Origin of the sequence: Nonomuraea sp. NPDC004580 (assembly GCF_040609855.1) — a bacterium.
GTDB classification, from domain to species: Bacteria; Actinomycetota; Actinomycetes; order Streptosporangiales; family Streptosporangiaceae; genus Nonomuraea; species Nonomuraea salmonea.
This window is the reverse complement of the sequence record NZ_JBEXLH010000005.1, coordinates 102,337-120,013: the sequence shown is the minus strand read 5'-3', so window position 1 is coordinate 120,013 and position 17,677 is coordinate 102,337. Positions and strand designations below refer to the sequence as shown.

Genomic DNA, 17,677 nt, shown 5'->3' with positions numbered 1-17,677 from the left:
ATGAGCAGCCCCGTCCACGACCCGGCCCGCACCTCGCCGCGCGACCCGGCCCGCACCTCGGCGCCCGTCCCGGCGAACGGCCCGCCACCCGTCTCGCCGCCCGTCTCGCCGCCCGTCTCGCCGCCCGTCCCGCTGAGCGATCCCCGCTACGGCCCGACGCACGGCCCGGTCCGCGACCTCAAGGCCAACGCCCCGCGCGGCCCGATGAGCGGCTGGCGGCTGCGGGACTTCGAGGACGCCGCCCGCGAGCGCCTCGCCCCCGCGCACTACGACTACTTCGCGGGCGGTGCGGGCGGGGAGATCACGCTGCGCGCCAACGAGGCCGCCTTCGACCGGCTCGCTCTGGTGCCGAGGGTGCTGCGCGGCGCGGGCAGGCCGGAGACCGGCGTGACCCTGCTGAACAGCCGCGCGTCCATGCCGGTGCTGGTGGCGCCGACCGCGTTCCACCGCCTGGCCGACCCGCAGGGCGAGCGGGCGACCGCGCGGGCCGCGGCGGCGGCCGAGACCATCATGATCGTCAGCATGGCCGCCACGGTCGCCGTCGAGGAGGTGGCGGCGGCAGCGCCGGGCGCCGAGCTGTGGTTCCAGCTCTACGTCCAGCCCGACCTGGCCTTCACCGAGCGCGTCGTGCGCCGCGCGAAGTCGGCGGGCTGCACGGCGCTGGTGGTCACGGCCGACTCGCCGGTCATGGGCGTACGCGAGCGCGACGTCCGCAACGGCTTCCACGACCTGCCCGCCCACCTGCACTGCGAGAACCTGCGCGACGGCCCCGGAGGCCCGGTGCGGCCGATCGTGATGTGGCCCGAGCTGTCGTGGGAGCACCTCGCCGTGCTGCGCCGCATGACGGACCTGCCTCTCGTGGTCAAGGGCGTCACGCACCCGGCCGACGCCAGGCTCGCGATCGGCCACGGCGCCGCGGCGATCCTGGTGTCGAACCACGGCGGCCGGCAGCTCGACGGCATGCCCGCCGCGATCGACCTGCTGCCGGACGTCGTGGCCGAGGTCGCGGGCGCGGTGCCGGTGCTGATGGACGGCGGGGTGCGGCGCGGCGCCGACGTGGTCAAGGCCCTGGCGCTGGGCGCCGCCGCGGTCGGGGTCGGCCGTCCGGTGCTGTGGGGTCTCGCCGCCGGCGGCGAGGCGGGCGTGGCCGGCGTGCTCGGCCTGCTGCGGGCGCAGTTCGAGGAGGCCATGACGCTGTGCGGCTGCGCCGGTGTGGGCGGCCTGAGCCGGGACATGGTCCGGGACACGGTCCGGGACACGGTCCGGGACACGGTCCGGGACACGGTGCGGGACACGGTGCGGGACGCGGTGCGGCCATGCTGATCGCCGTCGTGCTGCTGGTGGTGGCCGTACTGGTGAGCTCGCCGTGGTGGCTGCCGCGCCGGGTGGTGGCGCTGCGCGAGCGGGTGTTCGCCCGGATCAACGGCGACGAGGGCGTGCCGGTGCCCGGCGAGCTGGTAGGCGTCGAGCGCTTCCGCGAGTTGTACGCCCACCCGGCCGCGAACGGCCGCAGCAAGGGCGCGGCGCTGTCGGACCTGTTCTGGTACTGGCTGGCCCCCGGCCCCGAGATGCACCAGGAGCACCTGGAGCGGGGCGAGCGGTACGACGCCGTGGCCCGCACCACCCGTGCCCTGCTCGCGGTGCCGAAGGGCGAGGTGGAGGAGGTGGCCCGCCGGTGCGCCGTGCGCGGCCTGGAGGGCGTGCGCGGGCTGGTCAGGCTGCGGGACCTGATGATGCCGGTGTGGGCGGAGTTCGCGTACGAGCTGGTCTTCGCCGAGCGCTGCCCGCGCGAGGCCCGCGACCTGATCGCGGCAAACGCCGACGACGTGGTCACCTCGCTCAAGTGCACGGGGCTGCGGCACATGGGCCGCCGCGACCGCCTGACCCGCTACCTGCTGCCCCGCCTGGACGAGGTACGGGTGCCGCTGCCCGGCGGCCTGACCCCGCTGGAGCAGGCGTACTACCTGCAGGGCGCGTTCTTCAACACCGCCGTGGTGCAGCTCAGTGAGGCCATGGCGCATCTGCTGCTCGTCCTCGCCCAGCACCCCGAGGAGCAGGAACGCGCGTGGACGTCCGATGACCGCCACTTCGACCGGGTGATCAACGAGACGCTGCGGCTCTACCCGCTGTTCGGCATCGCCCACCGGGTCACCAGCGGCGACATCCCGCTGGACGAGCACACCACGATCCCGGCCGGTTCCGTGCTGTGCTTCAACTATCCCGAGTTCCACCGGGCGGGGTTCGCCGACCCCGGCCGCTTCGACCCCGGCCGTTTCGATCGGCCCGCGAAGGAGCTGAACCACGTCCCGTTCGGCGTCGCGGCCAACCGGCCGTGCCCGGCCTGGCGGCTGGCGCCGATCGCGATGCGCGCGGTGGCGCGGGAGGTGCTCGACCGCTACGTCCTCGACTCCTCCGTCAGCCACACCAGATCCCTGCCCAGCCGCGGGCCCTGCCTGCTCACCCCGCGCGGGGCCGCGCACCGGCCCCGGCCCGCGCTGACGTACCTGCGGGTGCGCGACCGCTGGGAGGACGTCTGGCGCAGCCTCGTCCAGCTCGTCCTCGGCACGTACATGGTGTGGGACGCGCACCGACAACGGCTGTGCGAGCGTCACTTCGCCGAGGCCGCCTCCAACCCCCCTGACGCTTCCGATGCGGAGGACCGGTATGCCCACCCTGGTCATGAACCTGGCGCACGTCGCTCCCTCTGACCCGAACCTCTCCCTGGTGCTCAAGGTCCTGCCCGCCCTCGTCGTCATCCTGATCACGGCGGCGATCTGCGGCAGGCTGGCCCAGCTCGTGATGCAGCCGCGCGTGCTCGGCGAGATGGTCGCCGGCGTGCTGCTCGGGCCCACGTTGTTCGGCTGGTTGTTCCCCGAGGCGCAGGCCGGCCTGTTCCCGCCTGAGGTCCGGCCGGTCCTGTACGTGCTGAGCACCATCGGCCTGACCCTCTACATGTTCCTGGTCGGCGCCGGACTCGACCACAGCGCCGGCACGCCGGGCGAGGCACGCAAGGCGTCGGTGCTGGCCGCGTCGGGCATCCTGCCGTCGCTGCTGCTCGGCGCGGGCGCCGGCCTCGTGCTGTACGACCTGCTGTCCCGCCCGGAGGTGCCGCCGCTGCAGTTCGCCCTGTTCGTCGGGGGCGCGCTGTCGCTGACCGCCTTCCCCATGCTGGCCAGGATCCTGTACGAGCGCGGCCTGGAGAACTCCCCGCTCGGCCGCCTGTCCCTGCTGGGCGCCTCCATCGACGACGCGCTGGCGTGGTGCCTGCTCGCCGTGCTGACGGCCATGCACCTCGGCGACGGCCCTGCGGGGGCGCTGCCGACGGTCGCGCTGACCGCGCTGTTCGCCATCGTCATGCTCAAGGTCGTGGCCCCGCTGCTGCGGCCGATGGGCGACAGCGTCGCGCGCACCGGGCGGCTCGGCCCGACCGGCATGTACGTGGTGATCCTCGTCCCGCTGGCGGCCGGCTGGATGACGGACTGGATCGGCGTCTACTCCGTCTTCGGCGGCTTCTTCGCCGGCCTCGCCATGCCGCGGAACCCCGAGTTCCGCCAGGTTTTGCACGGCCGCATGATGGAGGTCGTCTCGACCCTGCTGCTGCCGGTCTTCTTCACCTTCTCCGGGCTGAACACCCAGCTCGGCGGCATCACCGGCGGCGCCATGGTGCTGGCGTTCCTGCTGATCCTGGCGGCCGGGTTCGCCGGGAAGTACTTCGGGTGCTCGCTGGCGATGCGCTGGCTCGGGTTCTCGTGGCGGGAGTCGTACGCGGTGGGCGGGCTGATGAACGCCCGCGGCCTGATGATCCTCATCTTCATCAACATCGGGCTCGCCCAGCAGATGATCACCACGGAGCTGTTCTCGATGCTGGTGCTGGTGGCCGTGCTGACCACCGCGGGCGCGCTGCCGCTGTACAAGCTCGCCCTGCCCGAGCGGCTGGAGCTGACGACCAAGGCCGAGGCGCCGGCCGAGCGGCCCGTGGAAGTTCCATCCAGTTCCCCGTGATCGCCCAGGTGGGCGGGTGCGGGCACTTCTTCTGGGAGGCCAATGAGACGGGTGGATCTGGTTTTTCCGCCACAGTGGTGTAACCGTGGTGCCGTGGCTGGGACTTCAGGCACGGCCGACCCGCCCTCCCGTCGGCTGCTGCTCGTCGAGGACGACCGCGAACTGGGGCCGATGCTGGTCGACCTGTTCACCGAACAGGGATACACGGTCGATCTGGCGCTGGAGGGACAGCGAGGGCTGCACCTTGGGCTGAGCCGCGCGTACGACGTGCTCATCGTCGATCGCGGCCTGCCCTCGATGGACGGCATCGACCTGCTGCGGCGGCTGCGGCGGCAGGCGGTCACCACTCCGGTGCTGCTGCTGACGGCGTTCGGCTCGGTGGCCGACCGGGTCACCGGGCTCGACGCCGGCGCGGAGGACTATCTCGTCAAGCCCTTCGACATCGAAGAGCTCCTGGCCAGGGTACGGGCGCTGCACCGCCGCAACCTCGACATGGCCACGCTGCTGCCGCTGGGCGAGGGCTGGCTGGACGCGGAGTCGCACATCGTCCGGCTGCCCAGCGGCGAGCAGGTGATGCTGTCGGGGCAGGAGTGCCGGCTGCTCAGCGCGCTGGCCGCGCGCCCGAGCCAGGTGCACACCCGCAGGGCGTTGCGCCAGCAGGTCTTCGACGGGGCGAAGAAGGAGTCGATCGTGGATACCTACGTGTACTACCTGCGCAGCAAGCTGGGCGCGGGCGTGGTGAGCACCGTACGCGGCGTGGGCTACCGCCTGGGTGCGCTGTGAGCGTCATCGCGCCGCACCGCCCGGCCGACCCTGGCCCGCGTCCTGAGCCGGAGCCCGATCCTGGCCGCCGCCTGCTGAAACGGGCCCGCCGCCGGGTCACCGTGCAGGTGGCGGGCGCGTTCTCGGTGGTGCTGGCGCTGGTCGGCGTGCTGGTGTGGTGCGCGATGGTGCACAGCCAGGGCACCGCCGCGATGCGCGACCTGGCGGTCACGGCCGCGCGCTCGCCGGTGGCGTACCCGCCGCCCTGCGTCTGGCTGTACCAGCTGCGCTCCGACGGCACCATCGCCGCCTCGCCCGGCGCGCCCGCCGAGCTGCCCCTGCGCAGCTCCATCAACCACGTCTCCGGCGGCGTGCCCGAGGAGACCGTGCAGGTCACGGTGGCCGGCCAGGAGTATCTCGTGCATACCCGCCGCCGGGGCGACACCATCGTGCAGGCCGCGCTCGACCTGCGTTACCAGGTGTCGGAGCGGCAGCGGCTGCTGCAGACGCTGCTCGGCGCCGAGGTGGCCGGGCTGCTGGCCGCGCTGGTCGTCGGCCAGGTCGTCGCCCGCCGCGCCATCGCGCCGCTGGGCGAGGCGCTGGCCCGGCAGCGGCGCTTCGCCGCCGACGTCAGCCACGAGCTGCGCACTCCGCTGACCCGGCTGAACACCCGCGCCCAGCTGCTGTCCAGGCGGCTGCGCGGCGGCACCGACCCGATCCTGCTCATCGACGAGGCCGATCACCTCGTCACCGGCACCAGGCAGCTCGGCGAGGTGGTGGAGGACCTGCTGTGCTCCGCCCAGTTCCAGCATCTGCGGCGGCCGTTCGGGCCGGTGGACCTCGCCGTGCTGGCCGCCGAGCTGGCCGCGGCCGACGGCGCGCGGGCCGCCGCCCGCGGGGTGGACGTGCAGGTGCGCTGCGACGGGCCCGGCGACCACGTCGTACGCGGCGTCGAGTCGGCCCTGCGCAGGGTGGTCTCCGCGTTGCTCGACAACGCGCTCGGCCACACCGGGCCGGGCGGCCACATCAGGATGCGGCTGTCGTGCGAGCCCGGCGTCGTGCTGCTCACCGTCGAGGACGACGGGGTCGGCCTCGACCCGGAGGACACCGAGCGGTTGTTCGGCAGGTTCGAGGGGACCGGGTTCGGGCTGGGGCTGGCGCTCGTGCGCGAGGTCGTGGAGGGCCATCACGGCACGATCACCGCGGACGGGCGGCCGGGCGAAGGCGCGGCCTTCACCGTACGCCTGCCCGCCCACCACCCCGGGCTCACCCCCGGACCCCGCCCGGAACCGGCCTCGAAACCCTGAACACCGGGGGGCCCTGCCGGGCCCCACCGGCTACCGCTCCCCTCCGGTGTCAGGCCGGGCCTCTCCCTTCCGGCCCGGCCTGACGATGCCGGCTCAGGCGCCGGACTCCTCCTGCACGGCCTTGAGCACCGCGTCCGCGATCGAGCGCGGGTCCACACCGAAGTGCTCACGCACCGACTCGCGGGTGCCCGACAGGCCGAAGCCGTCGGTGCCGAGCGAGGTCCACGGCTGACGTACCCAGGGGGCGATCTGGTCGGGCACCGCCCGCATCCAGTCGCTGACCGCGATCACCGGCCCGCGCGCCCCGGCCAGGGCCTCCTGGACGTACGGCACGCCGGTCGCCGTCATGGCGTTCCTGCGCAGCTCGCTCCAGGAGGTGACCGACCAGACGTCCACGCCGATGCCGTACTCCTCGCGCAGCAGCTCCTGCGCCGCCAGCGCCCAGTGGATGGCGGTGCCGCTGGCCAGCAGCTGCGCCTGCCCGCCGCCCTCGGAGAAGCGGTACATGCCCTTGACGATGCCCTCCTCGACGCCCTCCGGCATGGCGGGCTGCGGCTTGGGCTCGTTGTAGACGGTCAGGTAGTAGAACACGTCCTCGCCGGCCTCGCCGTACATGCGCCGCAGGCCGTCGCGGACGATCACGCCCACCTCGTACGCGAACGCCGGGTCGTACGCCAGGCACGCCGGGTTGGTCGAGGCGATGAGCTGGGAGTGCCCGTCGGCGTGCTGCAGCCCCTCACCCGTCATGGTGGTGCGGCCCGCCGTGGCGCCCACGAGGAAGCCCCGGCCGAGCTGGTCGGCCAGCGCCCACATCTGGTCGCCGGTCCGCTGCCAGCCGAACATCGAGTAGAAGATGTAGAACGGGATCATCGGCTCGCCGTGGGTGGCGTAGCTGGAGGCGGCGGCGGTGAACGACGCCATCGAGCCCGCCTCGGTGATGCCCTCCAGCAGGATCTGCCCCTCGGTGGACTCGGTGTAGGCGAGCAGCAGGTCCCGGTCGACGGATTCGTAGCGCTGGCCGAGCGGCGAGTAGATCTTCGCCGACGGGAAGAGCGACTCCATGCCGAACGTCCTGGCCTCGTCGGGCACGATCGGCACCCAGCGGCGGCCCGTCTCCGGCTCCCGCATGAGGTCCTTCACCAGCCGCACGAACGCCATCGTGGTCGCCACCGGCTGCGCCGAGCCCTTGGCCAGCCTGTCGAAGGGACGCGCGTCGGGGGCCGCCAGCGGGTGGTACGACACCTTCCGCGACGGCACGGGGCCGCCCAGCGCTTCGCGCCGCTCGGCCACGTAGCGGGCCTCGGGCGAGTCGGGGCCGGGGTGCGCGTACGGGGGCAGGTCGCCGTCGAGCGCGGCGTCGCTGATCGGCAGACCCAGGCGGTCGCGCAGGCCGCGGAACTCGTCCTGGGAGAGCTTCTTCATCTGGTGGTTGGCGTTGCGCGCCTCCACACCGGCGCCGAGCGTCCAGCCCTTGACCGTCTGGACGAGGATCACCGTCGGGCCGCCCCGGTGGTCGAGCGCGCGGCGGTAGGCGGCGTACACCTTGCGCGGCTCGTGGCCCGCCCGCGACCCGCCGACGATCTGACGCAGCTCCTCGTCGGAGTGGGGCACCTCGATGCCGTGGAACAGCTTCTCGCGGATGTAGTCGCCCGAGGAGGCGGCGAACGTCTGGAACTGGCCGTCGGGCGTCTCCGACAGCCGCGCCACCAGCTCGTCGTTCTGGAGCAGCGGGTCCCAGTCGCGGCCCCACAGCGCCTTGACCACGTTCCAGCCCGCGCCCCTGAAGACGCCCTCCAGCTCCTGCACGATGCGGGTGTTGCCGCGTACGGGGCCGTCGAGCCGCTGCAGGTTGCAGTTGATGACGAACGTGAGGTTGTCGAGGCCCTCGCGCGCGGCCAGCGTCAGCGCCGCCGTGGCCTCGGGCTCGTCCATCTCGCCGTCGCCCAGGAACGCCCACACGTGGGAGGCCGAGGTGTCCTTGATGCCGCGGTTGAGCAGGTAGCGGTTGAACCGGGCCTGATAGACCGCGTTGAGCGGCCCCAGCCCCATCGACACGGTCGGGAACTGCCAGAACCCCGGCATCGCCCTCGGGTGCGGGTAGGACGGCAGGCCGCCCTGCGGCTCCCGCCTGAACAGGTCGAGCTGCTCCTCACTCAGCCGGCCCTCCAGGAAGGCGCGGGCGTAGATCCCCGGCGAGGCGTGACCCTGGAAGTAGACCTGGTCGTGCTCGCCGTGGAAGAAGTGGTTGAAGCCGACCTCGTAGAGCCAGGCGGCCGAGGCGTAGGTGGACAGGTGGCCGCCGAGCCCCAGCTTGCTGCCCCTGGTGATCATCGCGGCGGCGTTCCAGCGGTCGTACGCCGCTACGCGCTCCTCCAGCTCCAGATCACCCGGGTAGTCGGGCTCGTCATCGGTCGGCACCGTGTTGACGTAGCGGCTGCTCGTGGCCAGCCGCCGCAGCAGGAACTCGGCCCGGTCGGGGCCGGCCTCCCGGCGGACGGCTTCGAGCGACTCCAGCCATTCCGCCGTCTCTTGGGGGTCCCAGTCTGTCTCCATGCATCCATCCTATGATCGATCATCCCATGTGCGAAGACGGCTAGGATCGTGGCGTGAAACCGGTGGTGAGGGTCCCGCTGCGCGACCGGATCCGATCCTCGATCATCGAGGGTCTGATCGACGGCCGATGGGCGCCCGGCGACCGCATCGTCGAGCGCCGGCTCGCGGCGGAGCTCGGCGTCAGCCAGGCCCCGGTCCGCGAGGCGCTGCGCGAGCTGGAGACACTGCGCCTGATCGAAACCTCCCCTAACAAGGGCGCACAGGTGCGCGGCTTCACCGAGGCCGACCTGCGTGAGGTCTACCAGGTGCGAGCCGGCCTGGAGGAGACCGCCGTCCGTCTCGGCCGCCCCTCCCCCGACGCGCTCCGAGACAACCTAGCCCACCTGCGGCAGGCCATCGCCACCGGCTCCCGCACCGACCAGGTCCGCCACGGCGTCGCCTTCCACCGCGAGATCGTCGCGGCGGCCGGCAACGAGGTGCTGCTGGCGGTGTGGGAGTCACTGGGCGTCGAGGTCTGGACCCACCTGTCGATCCGCCTGCTGGGCCTGCGCCCCCACGAGAACGCCCTGGACCACGAGCCCTTGGTGGAGGCGATCGAACGCGACGACCCCGCCCTCCCGGTCCTCATGAGAAACCACGTCCTCGCCTACGCGCCCTGACACGGGCAAGGGCGATCGGGCAGGCGCTCGACCAGCGTCGCCACCGGCTGCGAAGCCATGATCATGGGCCCGAGGGAAGGAATACCAATTCCCGCTACCGGCGCACGCAAGCCCGCGAAAAAGACCAGCGAATACCGCCATGCCCCTATTAGAGTTCGATAAGTCGGCGGAAAGCGACAAAGGGGCGAAATAAGCACAGACGACCGCACGGCCCAGGAAATCAAAAGAGGCCATCCGCGTGATCACGAATGGCCTCCGAGCTGCGGTGGGCGATACTGGGGTCGAAACAGTGACCTCTTCGGCGTAAAGCAACAACGACGGTTGCGAGACCTGGCGTTTGCCCTGGTCAAAATAATTGGTGACCTGCGCGGATGTGCGCAGGTGGGCATGCCGGAGCACGTCGGGTGTCACTCAGTTTGTCACCTACGTGGGGGCAGCGAAGATGGGGATGCTGCTTCAACCAGACGTAATCTCATGCTTCGCTGCGAGAACTGCTGCGGCGCCGGTCACGCAGGTACACGATCATACGAGTCTGTTGTCCATCCGATACCTGGCTGCGATGTGGGGGGCGCCACCTTGCCCTACCGTGGCCGATCATGATGCGGGTTGTCTGTTCGAAAAAGCTTCATGCGATAGAGACAAACGAGGTGGTGATAAGGACGGCTGGTCACTGGTCCCTGAGGGCAGCCGAGGCAGCCGGCACCGATGAACATGCGCAGCGATGGCTAGGTTGGCCTTCTGACGTGGTGCGAGCCTACGAAAGCTCGCGGGACGAGCTGCTGGACCGCGAACTGGAAGATGAGCCGGACCCCGCCGACCCTCGTTGGTTTGCACTCATCAGTAGGCGTAATCGCCGGATTATGGGAGCTGTAGTTATTACATCGTCGCGATCGAGCAGGCCTGAGATGGGCGGGTATCTGGCGCCGCGATACCGGGGTCAGTTAGCGTCCACGGAAGTGGTGTACGAGTTTGACCTGGTCAGCAGGTGTGGCGTCGTGAAATGCGAACGGTCATCGCGTGATCCTTCGTAGCAACGATTCCAAGGAGAACGGCGATGACCGCGGACAACAGTGTGACGCCTGAGCGGTGGCCGGCGCAGCAGATCGAGACCGGTGACCCGGACATGTTGCGATCCATGGTGAAGACCATGGCCGAGACGTTGATGTCGGCCGAGGTCGACAGCCTGTGCGGGGCCGCCTATGGCCGGCGCAGCGAGGAGCGTACGAACTCGCGTAACGGCTACCGGCTGCGAGAGTGGCACACCCGCGCGGGAACGATCGACCTGGCGATCCCGAAGCTCCCGCCAGGGCTCGCTGCACCGCCGAACGACGCATGCGCGCACTCGGCCTGCAAGGCGCCCGGCGGGGAAAGAAGCCGCCCGACGAGTTCGAGGCCATCTACTACGCTCACCACCACCCCCACGAAGCCCTAGCAATCAACCGCTGAGGTCTCCACCAAAGCCGGGGCGATTCACGGGCAGCTTCAACCATCGTCACGAAGCGGACTCTGGCCGAGAAGCACATCGTTCCGGACCTCGGGGCCTGCAAGGTCCGGGAGCTTGGGTAGGTCTGGACGGCCGTCCAAGGCTCACCATGGAGCGGGCGGCAGCGGTCCTGGAGGCCGGCGAGACGGCCAAACCGTGGCTGCGGGCCTACGTCCTGGTGTCGCTCCTCGTCGGCCTGCGCACCGAGGAGGTACGCGCACTGCGCTGGGCGTACGTCGTAGCCCTCGACGAGAGGACCGGGACCTGGTCGTCCGTGAAGGAGGCCGGATGGGATCACAGCGAGTTCGGGATCTACGTATGGCGATCCGTGCGGACCGGCGGGGACACCAAGACCCCGCGATCACGTCGGACTCTGAAGCTGCCTCAGCGATGCGTCAGCGCTCTACGGGCTCTCTGGGCTCACCAGAGTGACGTCCGTGAAAAGGCCGGCGATCGGTGGCACGACGACGATCTCGTGTTCGCCACTCGTACGGGTGCCAAGCTCAGTGCCGCCAACGTTCGGCGGGAGGTGCGGCGTGTGATCAAGAGGGCGGGACTCGTGCCCGAGGAGTGGACTCCTCGCGAGCTACGGCACAGCTTCGTCTCTCTGCTCTCCGCTGATGGCCTGCCCATCGAGCACATCGCTCGTGTGATCGGCCACGCAGGAGGGTCGGCCGTGACGGAGAAGATCTACCGGCAGCAGATCCGTCCGGTGATGCAGGAAGGGACCGTGATCATGGATCGCATCTTCGCCGCGCCGGATCACAGCAGCGAGGAACCGTAAGTCACTCACTTTGTCACTCAGAAGATCAGAAAGGCCGCTTCCCGACATGGGAGCGGCCTTTGAGCTGGTGGGCGATACTGGGATCGAACCAGTGACCTCTTCGGTGTGAACGAAGCGCTCTCCCGCTGAGCTAATCGCCCGCCCTGCCGGCCCCTTGCGGTTCCGACGGGGAAAACCATACCGCACTCCGGGACGTACGGCGAAACCAATAGCCCGGGGAGGCCCGCCGTGGGCCGCGTCAGAGGGATTCGGGTGAAACGCGGCGGTTGCCCACCGGCGCGGCGGGCGTGTGGCATACCATCGTCCTGTCCGGGAAGCATCGGCCACGATCTTCGGCCAGGATCTTGAGCGGGAAACGTTCATGGACGGCGCGTCCGGGGCAGGCTCCACAGCACGCAAAACCCTTGCAAATACGACCCGATTGATGCCGTTTAGCCTGGTAGATGCCTAAATGTCCAGCTGTGATGTGCGTTACAGAAGGCCCCTGGGGCGGAATCTTTCCTACAGGTTTCTTCGTTCCGCGTCATAGCTCCGGACGAAGTCCGTCAGAGCAGTGAAAGCCCCGAAGAGGGGACCTACGACGAAAAGGTTTGGCTGACGATGAACAGCACCACCGTCTCCGCCGAGCTTGGCCTTCGGCTTGTGGTCCCCGACCGTACTACCGTCCCCCTGCTCGCCGGGCTGAGCTACACAGCCGACGATCCGTACGCCATCCGCATGGCCTTCCACGTAGGGAACGACGAGCCGGTCGAGTGGATCTTCGCCCGCGAGTTGCTCACCGTGGGCATCGTTCGGCGTGTCGGTGACGGCGACGTGCAGGTGTGGCCCGCGCGCGCCGACGGCGAACGCACCCTGCACATCAGCCTCACCTCCCCGTTCGGGCAGGCGTTGTTCGAGGTGCCGCTGGCTCCGCTCACGGAGTTCCTGCACCGCACGTACGAGAAGGTTCCGGCCGGTCGCGAGACCGACTACATGGACCTGGACGCCGAGCTGACCAACATGCTCTGGCCGTCCTGACCGAAGAAGGCGGCACGTCGTCCGGCGATCTCCCCCAGGAACGCCGGACATGATCATGCAGGGGCCCCTCACGCCGGCAGCGACTCCAGCACCCGTCGCATCCGTGCGATCTCGATGCTCTGCCCCGAGTAGACGTCCTTGGCGAGCAGTCGCATGCGCTGGTCGCGCCCGCCGGCCAATTGCTCGCCGGCCATCTTGACCGCGCCCTCGTGGTGGCGGGTCATGAGCTGCAGGAACAGCCGGTCGAAGGCGCCGTTCCTGGCGCCCCGCAGCGCGTTCAGCTGCTCCTGGGTGGCCATCCCGTACGCGGCCCCCTGCGTGTGGTCGTGACCGGCGGGGGCGCGGCGGCCGAGCTCGGCGAGCCAGTTCGTCATGACCTTGATCTCCGGCGTCTGGGCGGCGGAGATCTGGCGGGCCAGCGAGCGGATGCTCCCGTTCGTCGTACGGGCCTCGACCAGCGCGGTCATCTCCAGCGCCTGGCGGTGATGGGGGATCATGCCCTCGGCGAAGCGCACGTCGGCGGCGACGGCGGCGGAGGGCGTGCGCCCGACCCGCTCCCCCGGCCGGGCGGTGCGGGCGGGAGCCCCGGGGCTGCCTGGCACGATCACCGGCGCCTCGGTGCCCACGGGTGATGGCCCGGCCGGCGCGGGAGGCTCCTGCGCACAACCCGCAAGGGCAAATGTCGCCATAAGTGTGACGATTACCGTACGCGTCCCCGATCCTGCTGACATAGCTTCCATAGTGAGCTACGAGACAAAGGGGATGCGCGTTGATCTTCGCCATGTCGCGCGGTACCAAGGTGCGCGGCACCACGCTGCGGGCCACGCTGGTGTCGGCGGTGCTGGTCCTGGCCTCCGCCTGCGCCGCGGCGCCCGCCGCCGAGCCGGGAGCGGCGTCCTCCGCCGAGCCCCCGCCGGCCACGACCGGCTCCCGGGAGGGCGGCACGTCCTCGGGCGGGAGCGGCGCGCAGACCAGCCCCAATATCCGGCATGTCGCCAACGTGCCGCGGACCGCCCCGCTGAACGGCGAGGAGGACTTCAACACCGACCTCGCTTTCCAGGGCGACTACGCGTACGTGGGCAACTTCGGCGGCTTCGCGATCTACGACATCGGCGATCCGGAGAAGCCCAGGGTGGTCAGCCAGGTCTCCTGCCCGGCCCAGCAGAACGACGTCACGATCCACGGTGACCTGCTGATCCTGTCGATCGACGAGCCGCGCGCGGGCCCCGAGTGCGACGCCGCCGACGGCCCCCGCGCGTGGGAGGGCCTGCGGATCTTCGACGTCAGCGACAAGCGGAGCCCGCGGTACGTCGGCGCCGTCCAGACCGAGTGCGGCTCGCACACCCACACGATGGTCCCGGCCGGTGAGACGCTCTACGTGTACGTCTCCTCGCCCGGCCCGGAGCCCGACTCCCCCACCTGCCCGGCCCCGCACGAGCTGCTGCAGATCGTGGAGGTCCCCCTGGCGGCCCCGGAGAACGCGAAGGTGGTCGCCAAGCCGAACCTGTTCCCCGACCGCGCGACCAGCGACCTCGACTCCGGCTGCCACGACATCACCGCCTACCCGGAGAAGAAGGTGGCCGCGGCGGCCTGCTTCGGCGACGGCGTGCTGCTCGACATCAGCGACCCGGTCGATCCGCGGGTGGTGCAGGAGCTCACCGACACCGAGAACTTCCAGATCTGGCACTCGGCGACGTTCAACAACGAGGGGACGAAGGTGGTCTTCGGCGACGAGCTGGGCGGCGGCAGCCAGGCCACCTGCGACCGCAACACGCCGCAGACCAAGGGCGCGAACGCCATCTACGACCTGGTGGACGGCCGGCTGGAGAAGCGCGGCTACTTCAAGATCCCGCGCGAGCAGCAGCAGAACGAGAACTGCGTCGCGCACAACGGCTCGCTCATCCCGGTGCCGGGCAAGGACGTCATGGTGCAGTCGTGGTACCAGGGCGGCGTGTCCATCTGGGACTTCACCGACTCGGCGGCCCCGAAGGAGATCGGGTTCTTCGACCGCGGCCCGTTCCCGGGCGACGGCATCGCGGGCACGTGGTCGGCGTACTACTACAACGGCTACATCTACTCCAGCGACATCAGGGCCGGCCTGGACGTGCTGAAGATCGACGACCCGCTCACCGACCCGGCGGCGAAGGTGAAGATGGACGACTTCAACGTCCAGACGCAGCAGTCGTACTGACCCGGGCGGTCAGGCGGGCCGGCCGGACGACGAGCGCTTGGCGGCGCGGGCGATGGCGGCGCCGTCCAGCGTGACGGCCGTGAGTTCTGACGCGGGCCCACGGCCACTCCAGGGTGAGCAGCAGCTCGTCGGGCGGCGGCCCCGCCGCGCGTCACGACGGGGCGGCCTGGGTCACGGGTTGAGGTCGGCGGCGGAGCGCTCGGCGAAGATCCGCATGGCCTTGGTGGTGATGGGGCCGGGGGCGGCGGGCAGCTCGGTGTCGTCGACGAGCTTGATCGGCTGCACGTCGCGGGTGGTGGAGGTGAGAAACGCCTCGTCGGCTTCGTACAGGGCCTGGAGGGGGACGTCCGCCTCCTCGGCGCCGCACCATTCGAGCACCAGCGCGCGGGTGACGCCGGCCAGGCAGCCGGAGGCGAGGGTGGGGGTGAGCAGGCGGCCGTCGCGGACGACGAAGATGTTGGAGCCGGTGCCCTCGCAGAGGTCGCCCGCCAGGTTGCCGAAGATCGCCTCGCCGCCGCCGCGCCGCTTGGCGTGCAGCAGGGCCTTGGCGTTGTCGCCGTAGGAGGTGCTCTTGACGCCGGCCAGGGCGCCGCGCTCGTTGCGCGGCCAGGGGACGACGGCGACGTTCGCGGTGGCGGGGAAGGGCTTCTGCTCGTCCACGATGACGACGCTGGTGGTGCCCTGGTCGCCGCGGTCGGAGCCGAGGGGACCGGGGCCGCTGGTGTAGGTGACGCGGATGCGGCCCAGCTCCCAGGCGGGGGCGGCGTCGAGCAGCTTGTCGATGCCGGCGGCGATGGCCTCGACGTCGGGCTCGGGCAGGTCCATGCGCTGGGCGGAGAGGGTGAGCCGATCGAGGTGGCGGGTGAGCGCGAACGACTTGCCGTTCATGATCTTGATGGTCTCGAAGACGCCGTCGCCGACCATGAGCCCGTGGTCGAAGACCGAGACGGTGGCCTCAGCGGGGTCGATCAGCTCCCCGTTGACCCAGACAGGGATGTTCATGCAGTTGCCTCCTGTGATGCCAGCGCGATCAGCCTGGCTGCCTTGAGCTCGGTCTCGAGCCATTCGCGCCCGGGGTCGCTGCCCCAGGTGATGCCCGCTCCCGTGCCGAACCGGATCTCGCCGGCCGAGATCTCGAATGTTCTGATGCCTACGGCCAGCGCCGCCCTGCCTCGGTCGGCGTCGACCCAGCCCACGGCCCCACAGTACGGGCCGCGCGGTGCTGGTTCGAGCTCATTGATGATGCGCAGGGCCGACGACTTGGGCGCGCCCGTGACGGACCCGGGCGGGAACGTCGCCTCGAACAGCTCCGGCCAGCCCGCGCCCGCCTGGAGCCTGGCGCGCACGGTGGAGACGAGGTGGACGGAGCCGGGGTATTCCTCGGCCACGCACAGCGCGGGCACCTCGACCGAGCCGACCTCGGCGACCCTGCCCAGGTCGTTGCGGACCAGGTCGACGATCATGACGTTCTCGGCGTAGTCCTTGTCGAGCAGGTCGGCCTCCGTGACGCCGGTGCCCTTGATCGGGCGCGACTCCACGACGTCGCCGTCGCGCGACAGGTAGAGCTCGGGCGAGGCCGTGACGACGCTCAGGCCGGGCAGGCTGATCACGCCGCCGTACTTGGCCGGGTTGCCCGCCGCCAGCCGGGCGGCCAGGGCGAGCGGGTCGGCGTCGGGAGCGAGCGGCGCGGTCAGGACGCGGCAGAGGTTGGCCTGATAGACCTCGCCCTGCTCGATGTGAGCGCGGATGGCCTGGACGCCCCGCTCGTACGCGGCGCGGTCGAGCGAGCTGCGCCACTGGTCGGACCGCGGGCCGCGCCACGGCCCCGAGGGCGTGGGCAGGGGCGCCGGGCGGACGTGGTCGAACCGGGCGCACGTCACCTTGCCCTCGTAGTCGACGACGACGGCCCACCAGCCCTCGCCGTCGAGCGCGGCGAGGTCGGAGGTCACGTCACGCAGCCCGGTGGCGAGAACGTGTCCTAAGTGGGCGTAATCGCGGTACACATCTCCCATTGTCCCAGCATTTCGACCAGCTCCAGCGCGGCGGGCAGTGGCGTATCGGGCAGGGCCGCGTAGACCTTGCGTGCGGGCTCCGTACCCCTGAGGGGTTTGAGTACCAGCCCTGCCGGTACGGCTCCCGCCGCCAGCTCCGGCACCAGCGTCACCCCGAGCCCCGCCGCGACGAACCCGAACTTGCCCGACCATTCGGCCACCCGCAGCCCGCCGCGCGGGGTGAACCCGGCCGCCGCGCACGCCCGCAGCAGCAGCGTCGGCTGGCCGCGCGGGGCGGCCTCGATCCAGCTCTCCTCCGCGAGGTCGCGCAGGTCCACGTCGGGCTCGGCGGCCAGGCGGTGCCCGGCGGGCAGCGCGACGAGCAGCCGGTCGGCCAGCAGCGGGACCGTACGCGTCTCCTCGGCGGGCAGCCCGGCCGGGTAGTCGCTGATCACCGCCACGTCGAGCGCTCCGGCGTGCAGCCGCTCGACCAGCGGCGCGCTGAGCCCCTCGGTCAGGCGCAGCTCGACGCCGGGCCGCCGCGCCGCGAACCGCCTGAGCGCGTGCGGCACGAGCGCGACGTTGGCGGTGGCGAACGAGCCGACCCGCAGCTGTCCGCCCTCGCCCCGGTGGATGGCGGCCAGCTCCTCGCCGGCCCGGCCGAGCCGGTCGAGCACCGCGACGGCGTGCCGGTGCAGGGCCGCGCCCGCGGGGGTCAGGCGGACGCCGCGCGGCAGGCGTTCGAACAGCGGCCCGCCCGCGGCGCGTTCGAGTGCGGCGATGCGCCGCGAGAGCGCCGACTGGGTGTAGCCGAGCAGCTCGGCGGCGGCGGTGATGGACCCGCTCCGCGCCACCTCGTCGAACAGCCGGAGCGTGCCGGTGTCAAAGGCATTCGCGTTGGGCATGGCAGCCATGCAATCAAGTTGTT

The 17,677-nt window shown here is 71.0% G+C and carries 14 protein-coding genes, 1 tRNA gene and 1 pseudogene; 10 read left to right on the top strand and 6 right to left on the bottom strand.

The features are described from left to right. The 5 genes from ABZW11_RS09035 (at position 1) to ABZW11_RS09015 (ending at position 6,071) form a co-directional block, all read left to right on the top strand. Positions 1 to 1,323: an alpha-hydroxy acid oxidase gene (locus ABZW11_RS09035; protein WP_355414288.1), complete on the top strand. Its 1,323-nt coding sequence runs from the start codon at positions 1 to 3 to the stop codon at positions 1,321 to 1,323. Then, the gene (locus tag ABZW11_RS09030) at positions 1,317 to 2,708 is read left to right on the top strand and encodes a cytochrome P450 (protein ID WP_355414286.1); all 1,392 of its coding nucleotides are present in this window, start codon (positions 1,317 to 1,319) and stop codon (positions 2,706 to 2,708) included. Before ABZW11_RS09035 ends, ABZW11_RS09030 begins: the two co-directional genes overlap by 7 nt. Next, positions 2,665 to 4,002 carry a cation:proton antiporter gene (locus tag ABZW11_RS09025; protein ID WP_355414284.1) on the top strand — a complete coding sequence of 446 codons (1,338 nt, stop codon included), beginning with the start codon at positions 2,665 to 2,667 and terminating at the stop codon, positions 4,000 to 4,002. Before ABZW11_RS09030 ends, ABZW11_RS09025 begins: the two co-directional genes overlap by 44 nt. Positions 4,003 to 4,095: 93 nt before the next feature. Next, complete coding sequence (locus ABZW11_RS09020; protein ID WP_355414282.1) at positions 4,096 to 4,785, top strand: response regulator transcription factor; 690 nt, start codon at positions 4,096 to 4,098, stop codon at positions 4,783 to 4,785. Next, positions 4,782 to 6,071, top strand: coding sequence for a HAMP domain-containing sensor histidine kinase (locus ABZW11_RS09015; RefSeq protein WP_355414280.1), 1,290 nt, complete (start codon positions 4,782 to 4,784; stop codon positions 6,069 to 6,071). Before ABZW11_RS09020 ends, ABZW11_RS09015 begins: the two co-directional genes overlap by 4 nt. A gap of 93 nt (positions 6,072 to 6,164) precedes the next feature. Here ABZW11_RS09015 and aceE read toward each other — a convergent pair whose 3' ends face one another. Further along, entirely contained in the window at positions 6,165 to 8,624 is a 2,460-nt protein-coding gene (gene aceE, locus ABZW11_RS09010; RefSeq protein ID WP_355414278.1) for a pyruvate dehydrogenase (acetyl-transferring), homodimeric type, read from the bottom strand. Positions 8,625 to 8,686: 62 nt separating this feature from the next. Here aceE and ABZW11_RS09005 point away from each other — a divergent pair, with 62 nt between their 5' ends. The 3 genes and pseudogenes from ABZW11_RS09005 (at position 8,687) to ABZW11_RS08995 (ending at position 11,550) form a co-directional block, all read left to right on the top strand. Next, on the top strand, positions 8,687 to 9,283 hold the full coding sequence (locus ABZW11_RS09005) for a GntR family transcriptional regulator (RefSeq protein ID WP_355414456.1): 597 nt from the start codon (positions 8,687 to 8,689) through the stop codon (positions 9,281 to 9,283). A gap of 1,054 nt (positions 9,284 to 10,337) precedes the next feature. Then, positions 10,338 to 10,583, top strand: a pseudogene (locus ABZW11_RS09000) (transposase); the annotation flags it as partial. Positions 10,584 to 10,875: 292 nt separating this feature from the next. Beyond that, on the top strand, positions 10,876 to 11,550 hold the full coding sequence (locus tag ABZW11_RS08995) for a tyrosine-type recombinase/integrase (RefSeq protein ID WP_355414276.1): 675 nt from the start codon (positions 10,876 to 10,878) through the stop codon (positions 11,548 to 11,550). 65 nt (positions 11,551 to 11,615) lie between these two features. On the opposite strand, the gene ABZW11_RS08990 is transcribed toward ABZW11_RS08995, so the two are convergent. Then, a tRNA-Val gene (locus ABZW11_RS08990) sits at positions 11,616 to 11,690 on the bottom strand. A 460-nt stretch (positions 11,691 to 12,150) separates the two neighbouring features. On the opposite strand from ABZW11_RS08990, the gene ABZW11_RS08985 reads away from it, so the two are divergent. Continuing rightward, positions 12,151 to 12,567: an SsgA family sporulation/cell division regulator gene (locus ABZW11_RS08985; protein ID WP_103958541.1), complete on the top strand. Its 417-nt coding sequence runs from the start codon at positions 12,151 to 12,153 to the stop codon at positions 12,565 to 12,567. A gap of 68 nt (positions 12,568 to 12,635) precedes the next feature. Here ABZW11_RS08985 and ABZW11_RS08980 read toward each other — a convergent pair whose 3' ends face one another. Further along, positions 12,636 to 13,175, bottom strand: coding sequence for a DUF305 domain-containing protein (locus ABZW11_RS08980; protein ID WP_355414274.1), 540 nt, complete (start codon positions 13,173 to 13,175; stop codon positions 12,636 to 12,638). Between the two features lie 173 nt (positions 13,176 to 13,348). Between ABZW11_RS08980 and ABZW11_RS08975 the strand changes: the two genes are divergently transcribed. Beyond that, the gene (locus ABZW11_RS08975) at positions 13,349 to 14,758 is read left to right on the top strand and encodes a hypothetical protein (protein WP_355414272.1); all 1,410 of its coding nucleotides are present in this window, start codon (positions 13,349 to 13,351) and stop codon (positions 14,756 to 14,758) included. Between the two features lie 171 nt (positions 14,759 to 14,929). On the opposite strand, the gene ABZW11_RS08970 is transcribed toward ABZW11_RS08975, so the two are convergent. The 3 genes from ABZW11_RS08970 to ABZW11_RS08960 are packed head-to-tail and all read right to left on the bottom strand — an operon-like array spanning position 14,930 to position 17,654. Next, positions 14,930 to 15,760: an aminotransferase class IV gene (locus ABZW11_RS08970; protein WP_355414270.1), complete on the bottom strand. Its 831-nt coding sequence runs from the start codon at positions 15,758 to 15,760 to the stop codon at positions 14,930 to 14,932. After that, positions 15,757 to 16,770 (bottom strand): chorismate-binding protein, encoded by a 1,014-nt coding sequence (locus tag ABZW11_RS08965; RefSeq protein WP_355414268.1) that lies wholly within the window; start codon positions 16,768 to 16,770, stop codon positions 15,757 to 15,759. The genes ABZW11_RS08970 and ABZW11_RS08965 overlap by 4 nt, the downstream gene beginning before the upstream one ends. After that, positions 16,737 to 17,654 (bottom strand): LysR family transcriptional regulator, encoded by a 918-nt coding sequence (locus ABZW11_RS08960; protein ID WP_355414266.1) that lies wholly within the window; start codon positions 17,652 to 17,654, stop codon positions 16,737 to 16,739. The genes ABZW11_RS08965 and ABZW11_RS08960 overlap by 34 nt, the downstream gene beginning before the upstream one ends. Positions 17,655 to 17,677 lie beyond the last annotated feature (23 nt).

Excerpts from the sequence above, each read along its gene's own strand:
- ABZW11_RS09035 (WP_355414288.1), top strand. The coding sequence starts at position 1 with ATGAGCAGCCCCGTCCACGACCCGGCCCGCACCTCGCCGCGCGACCCG.
- ABZW11_RS09030 (WP_355414286.1), top strand. The coding sequence starts at position 1,317 with ATGCTGATCGCCGTCGTGCTGCTGGTGGTGGCCGTACTGGTGAGCTCG.
- ABZW11_RS09025 (WP_355414284.1), top strand. The coding sequence starts at position 2,665 with ATGCCCACCCTGGTCATGAACCTGGCGCACGTCGCTCCCTCTGACCCG.
- aceE (WP_355414278.1), bottom strand. The coding sequence starts at position 8,624 with ATGGAGACAGACTGGGACCCCCAAGAGACGGCGGAATGGCTGGAGTCG.
- ABZW11_RS08995 (WP_355414276.1), top strand. The coding sequence starts at position 10,876 with ATGGAGCGGGCGGCAGCGGTCCTGGAGGCCGGCGAGACGGCCAAACCG.
- ABZW11_RS08985 (WP_103958541.1), top strand. The coding sequence starts at position 12,151 with ATGAACAGCACCACCGTCTCCGCCGAGCTTGGCCTTCGGCTTGTGGTC.
- ABZW11_RS08975 (WP_355414272.1), top strand. The coding sequence starts at position 13,349 with ATGTCGCGCGGTACCAAGGTGCGCGGCACCACGCTGCGGGCCACGCTG.
- ABZW11_RS08970 (WP_355414270.1), bottom strand. The coding sequence starts at position 15,760 with ATGAACATCCCTGTCTGGGTCAACGGGGAGCTGATCGACCCCGCTGAG.
- ABZW11_RS08965 (WP_355414268.1), bottom strand. The coding sequence starts at position 16,770 with ATGGGAGATGTGTACCGCGATTACGCCCACTTAGGACACGTTCTCGCC.
- ABZW11_RS08960 (WP_355414266.1), bottom strand. The coding sequence starts at position 17,654 with ATGCCCAACGCGAATGCCTTTGACACCGGCACGCTCCGGCTGTTCGAC.